Source organism: Pseudomonas sp. zjy_15, from assembly GCF_043101865.1.
GTDB lineage: Bacteria > Pseudomonadota > Gammaproteobacteria > Pseudomonadales > Pseudomonadaceae > Aquipseudomonas > Aquipseudomonas putida_Y.
Genome location: NZ_JBICII010000111.1, coordinates 1 through 13,865, shown reverse-complemented (window position 1 = coordinate 13,865; position 13,865 = coordinate 1). Strand labels below are relative to the sequence as shown.

At 59.5% G+C, this 13,865-nt stretch carries 9 protein-coding genes and 1 rRNA gene; 4 read left to right on the top strand and 6 right to left on the bottom strand.

The genetic code is table 11. The features are described 5' to 3' along the window. The first annotated feature begins 57 nt into the window (after positions 1 to 57). A 5S ribosomal RNA gene (gene rrf / locus ACF8EF_RS21600) occupies positions 58 to 173 on the top strand. 66 nt (positions 174 to 239) lie between these two features. On the opposite strand, the gene ACF8EF_RS21595 is transcribed toward rrf, so the two are convergent. The 4 genes from ACF8EF_RS21595 to ACF8EF_RS21580 all read right to left on the bottom strand — a co-directional run bounded on the left by ACF8EF_RS21595 (position 240) and on the right by ACF8EF_RS21580 (position 5,080). Beyond that, positions 240 to 2,654 carry a TonB-dependent siderophore receptor gene (locus tag ACF8EF_RS21595; protein ID WP_392461901.1) on the bottom strand — a complete coding sequence of 805 codons (2,415 nt, stop codon included), beginning with the start codon at positions 2,652 to 2,654 and terminating at the stop codon, positions 240 to 242. 165 nt (positions 2,655 to 2,819) lie between these two features. Beyond that, the gene (locus ACF8EF_RS21590) at positions 2,820 to 3,776 is read right to left on the bottom strand and encodes a FecR family protein (protein WP_176685781.1); all 957 of its coding nucleotides are present in this window, start codon (positions 3,774 to 3,776) and stop codon (positions 2,820 to 2,822) included. A 4-nt stretch (positions 3,777 to 3,780) separates the two neighbouring features. After that, positions 3,781 to 4,284, bottom strand: coding sequence for a sigma-70 family RNA polymerase sigma factor (locus ACF8EF_RS21585; RefSeq protein ID WP_392461899.1), 504 nt, complete (start codon positions 4,282 to 4,284; stop codon positions 3,781 to 3,783). Positions 4,285 to 4,390: 106 nt separating this feature from the next. Beyond that, the gene (locus ACF8EF_RS21580) at positions 4,391 to 5,080 is read right to left on the bottom strand and encodes a GntR family transcriptional regulator (protein ID WP_176685777.1); all 690 of its coding nucleotides are present in this window, start codon (positions 5,078 to 5,080) and stop codon (positions 4,391 to 4,393) included. Positions 5,081 to 5,283: 203 nt separating this feature from the next. On the opposite strand from ACF8EF_RS21580, the gene lapG reads away from it, so the two are divergent. Then, positions 5,284 to 6,045, top strand: coding sequence for a cysteine protease LapG (gene lapG / locus ACF8EF_RS21575; protein ID WP_176685776.1), 762 nt, complete (start codon positions 5,284 to 5,286; stop codon positions 6,043 to 6,045). 10 nt (positions 6,046 to 6,055) lie between these two features. After that, positions 6,056 to 8,002, top strand: a complete 1,947-nt coding sequence (lapD, locus tag ACF8EF_RS21570; RefSeq protein ID WP_176685775.1) for a cyclic di-GMP receptor LapD — start codon at positions 6,056 to 6,058, stop codon at positions 8,000 to 8,002. A gap of 156 nt (positions 8,003 to 8,158) precedes the next feature. On the opposite strand, the gene ACF8EF_RS21565 is transcribed toward lapD, so the two are convergent. Together ACF8EF_RS21565 and ACF8EF_RS21560 are read right to left on the bottom strand one after the other, a co-directional pair. Next, entirely contained in the window at positions 8,159 to 9,517 is a 1,359-nt protein-coding gene (locus ACF8EF_RS21565) for an HlyD family type I secretion periplasmic adaptor subunit (RefSeq protein WP_176685780.1), read from the bottom strand. 7 nt (positions 9,518 to 9,524) lie between these two features. After that, positions 9,525 to 11,681: a type I secretion system permease/ATPase gene (locus ACF8EF_RS21560; RefSeq protein WP_176685774.1), complete on the bottom strand. Its 2,157-nt coding sequence runs from the start codon at positions 11,679 to 11,681 to the stop codon at positions 9,525 to 9,527. A 991-nt stretch (positions 11,682 to 12,672) separates the two neighbouring features. Here ACF8EF_RS21560 and ACF8EF_RS21555 point away from each other — a divergent pair. After that, positions 12,673 to 13,865: retention module-containing protein (locus tag ACF8EF_RS21555; RefSeq protein WP_392461897.1), on the top strand; the 1,193-nt coding region annotated here is incomplete at its 3' end.

Here is a 13,865-nt window from a genome sequence, read left to right as displayed (position 1 = left end):
GTAGGAACTACAGAGATTCGCAGGCGCGTCCAAGGGACGGGCCAGCACACAGAATTTCTTGACGACCATAGAGCATTGGAACCACCTGATCCCATCCCGAACTCAGCAGTGAAACGATGCATCGCCGATGGTAGTGTGGGGTTTCCCCATGTGAGAGTAGGTCATCGTCAAGATTCAAACCCAAAGCCCCTGTCTGCGATGCAGACAGGGGCTTTGTCTTTTCCGGGTTTCAATATCGGTTAGAACTGATAGCTGACCGTGGCGCTCACATTGCGCTCTTCACCCATGTAGCAGTAGTTCAGGCTGGCACATGAGGTGATGTAGCTTTCATTGGTAAGGTTGTTGGCGTTCAAGCGCACATCCACACCCGTCAGACCGACCTTGCCCAGGTCATAGCCGATCGAGGCGTCGAACAGGGTGTAGGAAGGCACCTTCATGCTGTTTTCCGCATCGACCCAGCTGTACCCCACATATCGCACCCCACCGCCCAGCCGCAGGCCATCCAGTGCCCCCTGGCGGAAGTTATAGTCGGCCCACAGCGAGAGCATCTGTTTCGGCGCCTGAGTCGGCGAATTACCCTTGTTGTCCAAGTTGCCCGACACAAGGCTCGGCATTGACTTCGAATACTCGATATCGGTGAAGGTATAGCCACCCAGCAGTTTGAGGCTGTCGGTCAGTTGCACATGGGCCTCCAGCTCCAGCCCTTGCGAGCGGACTTCACCGACAGGGCGGTAGAAGTCTTCGTCAGGCTGTTTAGACGCCAAATTCTCCTGCTCGATGCGGAACACCGATGCGGTGAACAGGTTGTCGCTCCCTGGTGGCTGATATTTGATGCCAGCTTCCCACTGAGTGCCCTCCGTCGGTGCCAGCGGCCGGCCTTGCTGGTCGGACACGGTATTCGGGTTGAACGACTCCGAGTAGCTGATGTAGGGCGCAATGCCGTTCTCGAACAGGTAGAGCACTCCTGCCCGGGAGGTGAACCTGGAGCGTTGATCACTGACCTTGCTGTCGCTGTCGCGGTTCTCTTCGGACACCTTCACCCAGTCCTGGCGCAGCCCCAAGGAAAAGCGCCACTGGTCCAGCTCCACGAGATCCTGCAGGTACACACCCGTTTGTTGCAAGCGCCGCTGGTAGCGGTTCTCGCCCAGTACCTGAAGGTTGCCATTGCCGTACTGCGGATTGCCGGCATCCAGCGGGTCGACGGTGCCATAACGCCATGTCACGTCGGCTTTGCGCCGCTGGTAGTCGGCCCCCAGGAGCAAGGTGTGCTTGGCGGCCCCGGTAAAGAATTCTGCCTGCAGCATGTTATCAATGATGTACGAATGCAGACGCTCGTCGCCGCCGGTATAGGCGCGGTTTAGCATATTGCTGTCAACATCTGCCCAGCCGGCGGCGTACACCTGGTCCATCGACACGTCGGAATCCTGATAGCGAAAGTTCTGCCGCGCGGTGAACACATCATTGAAGCGGTGCTCAAACTGGTAGCTGAAGGACTGCTGAGTGCGCTCGTAGTTGTCGATGCTCGGCTCGCCTTCGAAGAAATGGTCTGACAGGCGTAAACCGTTGCGCTTGTGCAGCATGCCGTCTGCAGGGTTGCCGCCGTGGTATCCACCGTCAGGGTCGTGCTGCAAATAGGCCTGCAGCGTGAGTGAGGTGTCTTCGGTGAAGTCGACGCTGATAGCAGGGGCGATTGCGTAACGTTCTTCCTTGTTATGGTCGAACTGAGTGTCGGAAGCATCCGCCAAACCCGTCAGTCGATACGCAATGCGTTTGTCGTCATCCACAGGACCACTGAAGTCGAAGCCCACGCCACGCTGGCCCTGAGTACCTACCGTGGCCTGAACCTGATGGTAAGGGGCAAAGAGTGGCTTCTTGGTGGTCAGGGCTACCAGGCCACCTGGCGAGCTTCGCCCGTACAGTACCGAAGACGGTCCTTTGAGAATGTCGATGCGCTCAAGGAAGTATGGGTCGACCTGCATGGTGCTGTAGGTGCCGTTGTCGCCCATTGACTTGAGCCCATCGACGTAGATGTTGTCCACCGAGCCGTCGTTGAAGCCGCGCATGGCTGCATAGTCGTAGCGATGGGTGGCACCGTAGGGGTTGGTCAGTACTCCAGGCGTGTAGCGCATGGCTTGGGCTACGGTCTGAGAGCCCTGATCGTCCATCTGTTGGCGAGAAACTACCGAGACCGATTGGGATGTCTCCACCAAAGGCATGCTGGTCTTGGTCGCCACTTGGCTGTGCGTGGCGTTGTAACCCTCCATGCTGCCCAGTGCGTTGCCGAGGGAGAAACTACGAATGTCGGTGTCTGGCAATGCCAGGGCGGCGTTCTGACGTTGTGCCTGCAGCACATAGTTACGTCCCTCCTGGTTGACGGCTTCCAGCCCGCTGCCATTTAGCAACTGGCGCAGCGCCTGATCGGTAGTGTACTGCCCCTGCAATCCGTTGGAGTGCAGGCCATCGGTCAGCTGAGGTGTGCTCGACAGGGTGATGCCGGCCTGGCGAGCGATATTGTTGAGCACGTCGGTCAGTTGGCCAGCTGGTATTGCATAGTGTTGGCTCGCTTCGGCTGTGTCGGCCGCTACGGAAAGTTGCGGAGCAGTTGCCAGGCCCAAGGCGGCACCAAACAGAACAGCCCGGATGGCATGGCGCAAGTGAGCTGATTGCAGGACTGGACGAAAATCATTCGGGATGTAAGTGTGGGTTGACACCGGGCTGAGAGGCATGAAGGGTCCGTTAAAGTGTTGAGGGCAGAAAGTGTCGCTTACTGTCCTAGCCGGACCTGGATTCAAAACCCGCCAAAAATCGATAACGCCTTATCAGGTCATGCTCTCCACATGCACCCACCAGCGTGTACGTCGACGAAGTCGTACGGGCAGCGTCTGCGGCAGCAGCCGAAGCAGTTGATCCGGATCTTCGAGCCGGAATACCCCTGACAGGCGCAGGTCGGCAATCTCATTGCTGCAGCCCAGGTAACCATGGCGATAGCGGCTGATCTGTGCGAGGAAGTTGGAGAGGCGCATGTCCTGAGTGACGATCAACCCTTCAGTCCAGGCCATCGCATCCATGTCCATGTGTGCGAGCCGGTGCGCACCTTGAGCATCCACGCGCCAGTTCTGGCCATTTTCGATCCACTGCAGTTGGCCACTACCAGGCTGGTGTATCGCCACTCTGCCGTGGCTGACGCTGACACGTGTGCAGTCACTATCCTGGTAGGCCACAAAGCGACCTTCGAAGCCTTCAAGCAGCGCGTCGCGGGTTTGTAGCAGCAGGGGATGCCGGGGGGTGCAGCTGATCATCAATTCCCCATGCTTCAGGCGAACCAGACGCTGTTGATCATGGAAGGCCAAGTCCACGGCACTGCAGGTATTGAGTTGCATCAGTGAGCCATCGGGCAGGGTGAAGACGCGCCGCTCGCCCGTGCCGGTGGCGTAGTCTGAGGCCCAGGCACTGACAGTATCGAGATCTTTGGCCAGCCAGCTCGCCGATCCTGCCATGACAATGCCGCCAAGCAGCTTCAGTGCCTGCCGGCGACGCAGGCGCTGCTGGCTGGTTTCCAGTGTCTGCAATGCCAGCCCGGCACCGGGGATAGCGCGCAGGTCAAGGTCCTGATGAAGGTGAACCACACGCTGCCAGGCCTGTTCGTTTTCGTGGTGGATGCTGCGCCATTGCGCGCACTGTTGTTGCAGAGCCGGATCGTGTCCGCTTTCACGCAGCCGCAACATCCACTGAATGGCTTGCCTGACCGTTTTTGTATCAGGGCGTGCGACGATCATGGATTCAGCAGTCGTCTTCATAGCGCAGCACGTAGCAGTGATAGAGCGCATCGGCGATGTAGCGCTCAACGGTGCGCACGGAGATCCCCATCTGTTCGGCGATGGTCTGATGCTTCAGCCCCTCGCATTGAGCCAGCAGGAATGCGCGACGTACCTTGGGTTTGAGGCCGTCGAGCATGCGTGCGATGCGCTCAAGCAATTCCAGCAGCAGCTCGCGGGTCTCGACTGAGGGGACCAGTGCTTCCGGCACATGGGCCAAAGCCTCCAGGTAGGCCTTGTGCAGTTCCTCGCGGCGCCAATGATCGATCACCAGCCCACGCGCTACCGTGCGCAGGAAGGCCCTGGGTGCATTCAGCTGCAATTGTTCACGACGCTGTAGCAAGCGTACGAAGGTATCCTGGGCCAGGTCAGCTGCATCGGCTGTGTTGCCGAGCTTGCTACGCAGCCAGGTATGCAACCAGCCGTGGTGGTCACTGTAGAGCGTTTGCACGGAATCGTTGCTGGGCATGGAGGAGGGCGCCGGCATCAATGGACGTTAATGATAATTAGTCTCATTGTTGGCGGAGCAAGATTAATTTGCAACCCATCAGTTCGCGCGTAAAGCCGGTAACGGGCTAACGCCCCAATTGCGTATCCAGGTAATTGCGGATCACCCGCGCCCCGCCATTGAGGTGCCGTTCCAGCACTGCTACCGCTTCGTCCACCAGCTTGTCGCTGGCCGCATCTACCAGTGCGTTGTGATCGTCCTGAGTCAGCTTGCCCAGGCCCATGGACGAAAGATGGAAACGCAGGAAGCGTTCTTCCTCGTTCAGTTCGTTCTCGATAAGGCGCAGTAGTTTCTTGTTCGGCGCCTTGCTGTACAGCGCCATGTGGAACAGGCGGTTGAGGCGGCCAATTTCGGCGTGGCTGGTCTCGCTCTCCAGTTGCTCGATATACCCGCGGGCGCTGGCAATGTCGCTGGCATCAAGCAGCGGGATAGACTGGCGCAACGCCTCGCTCTCGAGCAGTACGCGAAGGGCATAGGTGTCCACTGCATCCTCGCCGATCAGCGGTGCAACTACGGCACCCTTGTGCATCTCCACTTTCAGCAGGGACTGCGCTTCGAGCTGGCGCAGAGCTTCGCGCACGGGCATGCGACTGACGCCGTACAAGGTGGCGAGCTCTTGTTGGCGAATTGCAGTACCAGGTGGCAAGCGACCATCGAGAATGGCGCTGCGCAGGCGTTCTTCGATCACGCCACGGGCCTGGTGCGGCAACAATTGCTCGCTGGCCAGCACATTGCTCAATTTGATTTTCTTGGCCACGCGACGCCTGCCTCAACGATGACTATATTGGATCCAATAACGCTAGTAATAGCTTGTGAGGGTGTCAAACCTGCACCCACACTGGTACGGGCGCCCCAAAAGCGCGGCTATGGTGGAGTAAGTCGCACGTCAAAGGAAGCGACCTATAGAAAGATGTAAGCAGAAAGTATAGGCGGGCTGACAGCCGGGTGCGTGATTGCAGGGTGCCATTGTCTTTTGCTGTGGCAAGCCCCAACATCGCTGCTTTCGACTGGTCTGAACAGGGCTTCGCAGTGGCGATATCCTGGTTGCTCAAAACCGTTGTGCGATATGTCGGCTTTGCCGCGCTGCTGGGCAGTCTTCTGCTGGGCGGCTTGCATGCGGATTGGGATTTCTCCCAGATCAGCCGCAAGTCGCAGGCCCTGTACGGCCCACTGGGCGTCGGGAAGGGCCGCATTGATGCCTGGCAGAACCTGATGGCCACGCAGAAGCAGGGTACCGAGCTTGAACGGTTGCAAGTGGTCAACCGCTTCTTCAACCAGCAATTGCGTTATGTCGAGGATATCGATCTGTGGCATGAGGTCGACTACTGGGCCACACCTGTGCAGGCACTGATCAAAGGTGCAGGGGACTGCGAGGATTACGCTATCGCCAAATATTTCAGCCTTCGGCGCATGGGAATCCCCAGCGAAAAACTGCGCATCACCTACGTCAAGGCGCTGCGGCAGAACCGGGCACACATGGTCCTGACCTATTATTCAAGCCCACAGGCCCAGCCTTTGGTGCTGGACAGTCTGATGGATGCCATCAAGCCGGCAAGCCAGCGTATCGACCTGCTGCCGGTGTACGCCTTCAATGGTGAAGGGTTGTGGCTGACAGGCGCGGCAGGGAACAAGAAGGTTGGTGATACCAAGCGGCTGTCACGCTGGCAGGATTTGTTGAAGAAAATGCAGGCCGAAGGGTTCCCGGCCGAGCCGGTTTACTGAAGGAGCACAGATGTCACTGTTCAAACAATTGCTGTTGGCCATTTGCCTGTTCCTGGTGGTCGCCTTCAGTGGCAGTTTCATGGTCAGCCTGGAAAGCTCGCGCAGCCAGTACGTCAACCAGTTGCGCTCGCACGCCCAGGATGCGGCCACTGCGCTGGCGCTTTCCCTGACACCGAATATCGACGACCCAGCGATGGTCGAGCTGATGGTCAGTTCGATTTTCGACAGTGGCTACTATGCAAGCATCAAGGTCGTCGACCTAGGGTCCAACGCCGTGCTGGTGGAGCGTCACGCCGAACCAGACCCTGGCGGTGTCCCGCGTTGGTTCGTGCGCTTGATCGGCCTCGAGGCCGCCGGCGGCGATGCAATCGTCAGTCGTGGCTGGCAACAGGCCGCGCGCGTTGAAGTGATCAGCCACCCGATGTTCGCCCTTGCCAAGCTTTGGCAAAGTGCCTTGGGCAGTCTGGGTTGGTTGCTGTTGTGCGGTGCGGCCAGTGCCGTGCTCGGTGCGTTACTGTTGCGCCGCCAGTTGAGGCCACTGGACTACATGGTCGAGCAATCCCACGCCATTGCCCGCCGCGAATTCCTTAGCCTGCCAGAATTGCCACGCACGCCGGAGCTACGCCGCGTGGTGCAAGCAATGAACCAGATGGTCGAGAAGCTCAAAGCCCTGTTCACCGAGCAGGCCGAGCGCAGTGAGCGGCTGCGGGCGGAGTCCTATCAGGACAGCCTGACCGGGCTGTCGAACCGCCGCTATTTCGAAATGCAGCTGAATACTCGGGTAAGCAACCTGGAAGACGCGCGCGCCGGCTACCTGCTTTTGTTGCGGGTTCAAGGCCTGGCCGGCCTTAACGCCCGCCTTGGCGGCCAGCGTACTGACCAGTTGTTGCAAGCGGTAGGTGAACAGCTGCGCCGTACTTGTGCCAGCTACCCGGAAACCAACGACCTTATTTCCCGCAGCCGCGGCGGCGAGTTTGCAGTGCTGGCGCCGGGCATGGTGCATGAGGAGGCAGTTCAGCTTGCCCAGGCTCTGGAGGCAACGTTGCAGAGCCTGCACGAAACGGGTGCCAGTGATATCGACCCGGTGGCATGCATAGGCCTGGCGCCATTCAGCCCTGGTGATTCACCGCAGGCGTTGCTGAAGCTCGCCGACGAGGCTCTGGCCCGCGCTGAGAACCAGCCAACGCCGGGTTGGGTATGCCTTGAGCAAGGTGTTGCCGCGGTTGCTGCTGACAGCCAGCATGCCTGGCACGAGCGGCTCGATCAGGCGTTCATCAATGGGCATTTCGAGCTGTTCTTCCAGCCCGTGATGGATTGCGCTTCCACGCAACGGGTACTGCACCACAAAGTTATTTCGCGTTTGCGGGATGGCCAGGGCGAGGCTTTGCCGGCGGGCCGCTTCCTGCCTTGGCTGGAGCGCTTCGGCTGGATGCCGCGGCTTGATGTGCTGGTGCTGGAGAAAGTGTTGGCGCACCTGCGAGGGCATGACCAGGTACTGGCGTTGAATCTGTCCGCCGCCACCCTGGCTGACCCCAAGGCGCTTCAGCGCGTTTTCGAGCTGCTGGGCCAGAACGCCGGGCTCGGCCCGCGACTGGTTTTTGAAATTGGCGAGGAGCAGTTGCCTGAGCAGGTAGCATTGGAGCAACTTACCCGGCGCTTGCATGGGCTTGGCTTCGGGTTGGCGTTGCAACGCTTTGGTGGGCGCTTCAGCATGATTGGCAACCTTGCGCACCTGGGCTTGGCGTACCTGAAGATTGACGGCAGTTACATCCGCAACATCGATCATGAGCAGCACAAGCGGCTGTTCATCGAAGCGATCCAGCGAGCGGCGCACAGCATTGATCTGCCGCTGATTGCCGAGCGAGTCGAGACGGAAGGGGAGCGGTTGGTGTTGCAGGAGATGGGAGTAGGCGGGATTCAGGGGCAACTGGTAGGTGAGCCTGCGCCCTGGCGCTGAACGGCTTTTTGCGCCCCGCCTTAGAAGCGATCTAGAGCCGGAAAAGGGCCGCGGAGCGGCCCCGGGGTTCACGTAGCGATGCACGGGGCCACTTGTGCAGCCCCGTCGTGACACAAGGCCGCTCCTGCAGCAATGGCGAAACCAGCAGGCCGGCTATCACCGCTCGCGCAGGGCTTCCGAGCGCGCCTTCATGATCGGCTTGAGCAGGTAGCTCATGATGGTCTTCTTGCCTGTCATGATATCTACCGTCGCCACCATTCCCGGAATGATCAGCAGTGGCTTCTCGTCAGTCCCCAGGTGGCTGCGATCAGTGCGCAGCTTGATCAGGTAATACGTAGTCTTCTTGTCTTCATCGGTAATGGTGTCGGCGCCAATCTGCTCCAGCTTGGCCTTGAGCCCACCGTAGATGGTGTAGTCATACGCGGTGAACTTGACCGTCGCTTCCTGGCCAGGGTGCAGGAAGGCGATGTCTTTGGGCAGGATCTTCGCCTCGATGACCAGCGTGTCGTCCAGTGGCACGACTTCGATGATATCGCTACCTGGCTGGATTACCCCGCCAATGGTGTTCACCAGCAGTTGCTTGACGATACCCCGCACGGGCGAAGTGACCAGTGTGCGGTGCACCCGGTCGTCCAGCGCCTTGCTGGTGGCGGTAGCCTTGTTCAGTTCGGTGCGTGCCTCGTTAAGCTGGGTCAGGGCTTCACTTCGGAACTTGCCGCGAGTCTCTTCGATCTTGCTTTGCACCTCGCGGATGGCCGCCTCTGCGCGCGGGATCGCCAGCGCAGTGGAATCCAGCTGACCGCGGTTTTCCACTTCGGCGCGGCGCAGGCGCAGCACTTCAACCTGGGAAATCGCGCCGGTTGCTACCAGCGGTTCGGACATACTGATTTCCTTGCGCAGCAGCGCAAGGCTGTTGGCATACTGGGTGCGCTTGGAGCTGTATTCGCGCAGTTCCTGCTGGCGTTGGACCAACTGCTCTTGCAGGCCGCCAATTTCGTCTTGCAGTTGCTGGCGCCGGCTCTGGTACAGCGACTCTTCATTGGCCGCCTGGTTTGGCGCGGCTTTACGCAGCTTTTCGTCGATTACCAACGGGATGTCCTGGACCTCGGCACTCAAACGTTCGACCCGCAGGGCCATGGCCAGGCGGTCGGCCTCGGTTTCACCTACGTTGGAGGCGAAGCGGGTTTCATCCAGGCGCAGCAATGGCTGGCCCACTTCGACGATCTGCCCCTCCTTGGCGAAGATTTCGGCGACGATGCCGCCCTCCAGGTTCTGGATCTTCTGCACCTTGGAAGACGGAATGGCCTTGCCTTCACCCCGCGTAACTTCGTCGATTTGCGCAACGCTGGCCCATACGATCAAGAACACGAAGAACAGGATCACGCCCCAGATGGTCAGCCGAACCACCCGCGGCGCATCTTCGATCAGGGCTTTGTTTACCTCTGGCAGCGGCTGGCCGCCAAGCGAGTCGCTGCCTTTGAAATAGCGCCGCAGGCCGTCCTTGAACTGCCCCATATCCAGCTTATGCAACACTGATCTGCCCCTTCTTCAGTGCATCCATGACCGCGGCTTTCGGGCCGTCGGCGACAATCTGCCCGCGATCGATCACGATCAGCCTGTCTACCAACGACAGCAAAGAGGCACGGTGCGTGACCAGCAGTACTGTCTTGCCCTCCACCACCGCGTGCAGGCGCTGCTTGAGGCGTTCTTCACCGGTGTTGTCCATGGCGCTGGTCGGCTCGTCCAGCAGCAGGATCTGCGGGTTGAGCAGCAGCGCACGGCCCAAGGCGACGTTCTGCCGCTGGCCGCCGGACAGGTTCTGCCCGCGTTCACCCACCTGCAGCTCGTAGCCGTCGGGGTGCAGTCGGGCAAATTCATGTACGCCCGCCAGTTCAGCGGCCTGCAGGATCAGTTCGTCCTCGATGTAGCGGGCGCCGCTGACCAGGTTGTCACGCAAGGTGCCGGCGAGCAGCTGGATGTCCTGTGGGACGTAGCCGATGTTGTGACGCAGTTCGCTGACATCGATCTGGCGAATGTCTACTCCGTCGACCAACAGCGAGCCACCATCGGCCTCGTAGAGGCCGACGATGAGCTTGGCCAGCGAGCTCTTTCCCGAGCCGCTGCGGCCGATGATGCCGACCTTCTCGCCGGGGCGGATGGTCAGGTTGATATTCTTCAGGGCCAGGTTCTGCTGGTTCGGATATGTGAAGTCGACTCCGCGGAACTCGACGCTGCCCTGTAGCACCTTGCGGCTCAGCGGGCGTTCTTCGAAGTTGCGCTCTTGCGGCAGATCCATCATGTGGTCGGTGGAAACCATGGTCACCTTGGCTTGCTGGTAGCGGGCGAGCAGGCCGTTGAGCTGGCCCAATGGGCCGAGGGCGCGGCCGCTGAGCATGTAGCAAGCCACCAGGCCGCCCATGCTTAGGTTGCCGTCGATGATCAGGTACACGCCGACGCAGATCATTGCCACGCCTGCCAGTTGCTGAATCAGCAGGGTGATGTTCATCGCCAGGCTCGACAGCACTTTCACCCGCAGTTCCAGCCGGCTCAGGGTGCCGAGAGTTTGCTCCCACATGTACTGGCGTTCGCTTTCGGCGTTGTTGACCTTCACCGCATCCAGACCCGCCAGGGTTTCGATCAGGCTGGACTGGCGCTCTGACGCCAGAGCCATGGTCCGCTCCATGGTCGCCATCAGTGGCCGCTGCAGGGCGTAGCCGATGCCCAGAGCCAGCGGGAAGGCGATGACCGGTATCCACACCAGGTGTCCGCCAATGATGGCGATGACGACCAAAATCAGGATGGTAAAGGGCAGGTCGATCAGGCTGGTCAGGGTCAGCGAGGCGAGGAAGTCGCGCAGGCCCTGGAACTCGTGAATGTTCTGGGCAAAGCTGCCGACCCGTGCCGGTCGGTACTTCATCGACATGCCGACGATACGTTCAAACAGCGTTGCCGAGATGATCAGGTCGGTCTTCTTGCCGGCCAGGTCCAGGCACAGGCCACGCAGGCCTTTGAGGATCAGGTCGAAGATGTACGCGCCGGCGATACCGATGGCCAGTACCCAGAGCGTCGAGGTGGCCTGGTTTGGCACCACCCGGTCATACACATTCATCACGAACAGCGGCGCGGCCAAGGCGATCAGGTTGATCACCAGGCTGGCGGCGATGGCGTCGATATACAACCACTTGCTGCGCAGCAGGGTGTCGCGGAACCACGACTTCGCACGTGGGATGAGGTTGCCATGGTTTACATCGAACTTGTGCTGCGGCTGCGCGAAGAACACTCGGCCGCTGTAGTCGCTTAGCAGTGCTTCGCGGCTGACGTGTACCTCGCCACCGTCGCTCTCGCTGAGTAGCAGGCGCGCGGTGTCGTCGTTCTCCCAGCCGAGCAGCACGGCGCTGCGGCCCTCCTTCAGCAACAGCATGGCCGGCATGGCGATACTCGGGATCTGCTCCAGCTTTCGCTGAAGCACGCGCCCCTGCAGGCCGGCCCGGGCCGCGGCGCGGGGCAGCAGTTCCGGGTTCAGGCGCTGGGCGGGTAGCGGTAGGCCAGTTGTCAGCATGACCCGGCTGGCGGGCTTTTGATGCAGGACACACAGGCTCAACAGACTATCCAGCAGCGGATCGTCATGCTGACTGCGTGGATCGTGGCTGAGTTGGACTCGACTGACTTCGGATTCCACGCGGCGCTCTCTTCATCCTTGTGGTGGGTGGGGTGGGTGTGCCGTCGTTAAGGTCAGACCGGCTTACCCTGGCTCTCTTTGGTGCTGTAAAGCTGTGCTGATATGGGCTATCACGCCCTGGTGCTTGAGCAGCTGCCAATGTTCGCCTTGAATCGGTGTTGAGTAAACAATTCTACGTGCTTCATTTTCACCAGACGTAGTGGAGCAATGATTGTTTCATTTTTGGTCCAGCCATCATCCGCTTGTTGCAGCATAGCTTGCCACCCAACCAAGGGATGCAAGGGCCTTGGGCTCCAGCTTAGTCATTGTCATTAAACAGGCGTTGGTTTATTGGCGCATGCCTGTAGCTTGTTAGTCAAAATTCATCTATAGAAAGCAGATCCATTGCCTTCTAGCATTCAATATTCGCGAGCGCTTTCCCATGAGCGGGATGCAAGTATTTGCGCACTCGTACGTCATGTCTTTGATTTGCGACAAATCGCTGCTCGTGGCTCGTGCAGAGTTGAAAGCCTGGTGTGCCTCAGCGAGCACACGCTCTCGGCTCTGGCCGGTTATCGGCCTCTGCGGGTCGCATTCCGGCAAGGTTTGTGCTTATTCGGCAGTCAGTGTCCGGGTCATTGACAGTGATCTGGATATTGACGCCAGTAACGCTGACATTGCCGAGGTAAGACAACCGCGCCGCATGATTTATGGCTACTGAGGTGTATGAAAAACTGCTGGGGCTGACGGCTTAACACGTTTTAGATGACGTAAGACATTTGTCCTTGGGAAACGCTTGGCTAAGGTACAAATATCAATGTGACATTACATTGCCGATTGTTTAGGATGGCATGTATAAGGTCAATAGTTTGGCAGTCAAGCAATTCCAAAAAGTTATAGACGGAATATTGACGTCAAAAACGTCAAGAGATCATCGACATAGTTCCGCCTGAAGTGGCTACCAAGCGCCGCTCTGGCAGGGAAGTACCCATCGGGTCACACGGAGAGTCCAATGAGCAGCGTTGTAGCCATCGTCAAAAGCATTGTCGGCCAGGTTATTGCGGTATCCCCAGAGGGCATCCGGCGTGTACTTATCGAAGGTGACCGTCTATTGACCGGTGAAGAAGTGCTCACCGGTCCTGGTGGCGCAGTGACTCTGGAGCTGGCTGATGGCCGTATGCTCGATCTGGGCCGTGACAGCCAATGGAGCGCCGATGCGCCTGACAGCAGTACTGACCTGAGCCAGGCGGCAGCCCAGGCCGCGCCTTCGGTGGAAGAGCTGCAGCAGGCTATTGCTGCTGGTGTTGACCCGACTACTGAACTTGAAGCTACCGCCGCTGGCCCGTCAGCAGCGGGCGGTGGTGCGCTGGGCGGTGGCCACAGCTTCGTGATGCTCGAAGAAACGGCTGGCCGAGTTGACCCGACGGTTGGTTTCCCGACGGATGGGCTGGGCTTTGCGGGCGTACTCGATAACGAAGAAGTGGGCCTGCTGGACACGAACGGCAACAACCTGGTGACCACACCGACGACGGATACCAACGTCGCTACTGATCTGATTCTTGGCGCAACCCCTTCTATCAGTGAAGCGGGTGGCGTAATCGTTTATACCGCCACCGTTGGTCAGGCACCGACCACCAACCTGGTAATTACTCTGTCCAACGGTGCCGTGATCGTCATTCCGGCCGGGCAGACCAGTGGTAGCGTCAACGTCGTAGTTCCGGCAAACGATACCCCCTACATCGACGGGGGGCAGATTTCGGCGACCGTGACAGGTAGTGCCGGTGGTGGCGGGCTGGCGGTGACATTGCCGCAAACGCCAGCGGTTACCCAAGTGACCGATACCCTCGACAATACCACCGCAACCCTGACTGCTTCGCCAAGCGTGACCGAAGGCGGCGTGATCACCTACACCGTGACCCTGAGCAACCCTGCCCAGACTCCGGTGACCGTGACCCTGTCCAACGGCCAGGTCATCACCGTTGAAGCGGGCAAGACCCAAGGCAGCGTCGACTTCCAGACCCCGGCCAATGACGTCTACAACAACGGTTCGACTGTCAGTGTCACGATCGAGAACGCCACGGGCGGCAACTTCGAACAACTGACCCCGAACCCGACGCCGGCTCAGACCACGATCAACGACTCGGTCGATGCCACCACTGCAACCCTGACCGCCTCGCCAAGCGTGACCGAAGGCGGCGTGATCAC

Excerpts from the sequence above, each read along its gene's own strand:
- lapD (WP_176685775.1), top strand. The coding sequence starts at position 6,056 with ATGTCACTGTTCAAACAATTGCTGTTGGCCATTTGCCTGTTCCTGGTG.
- ACF8EF_RS21585 (WP_392461899.1), bottom strand. The coding sequence starts at position 4,284 with ATGCCCAGCAACGATTCCGTGCAAACGCTCTACAGTGACCACCACGGC.
- ACF8EF_RS21565 (WP_176685780.1), bottom strand. The coding sequence starts at position 9,517 with ATGGGGCAGTTCAAGGACGGCCTGCGGCGCTATTTCAAAGGCAGCGAC.
- ACF8EF_RS21590 (WP_176685781.1), bottom strand. The coding sequence starts at position 3,776 with ATGATCGTCGCACGCCCTGATACAAAAACGGTCAGGCAAGCCATTCAG.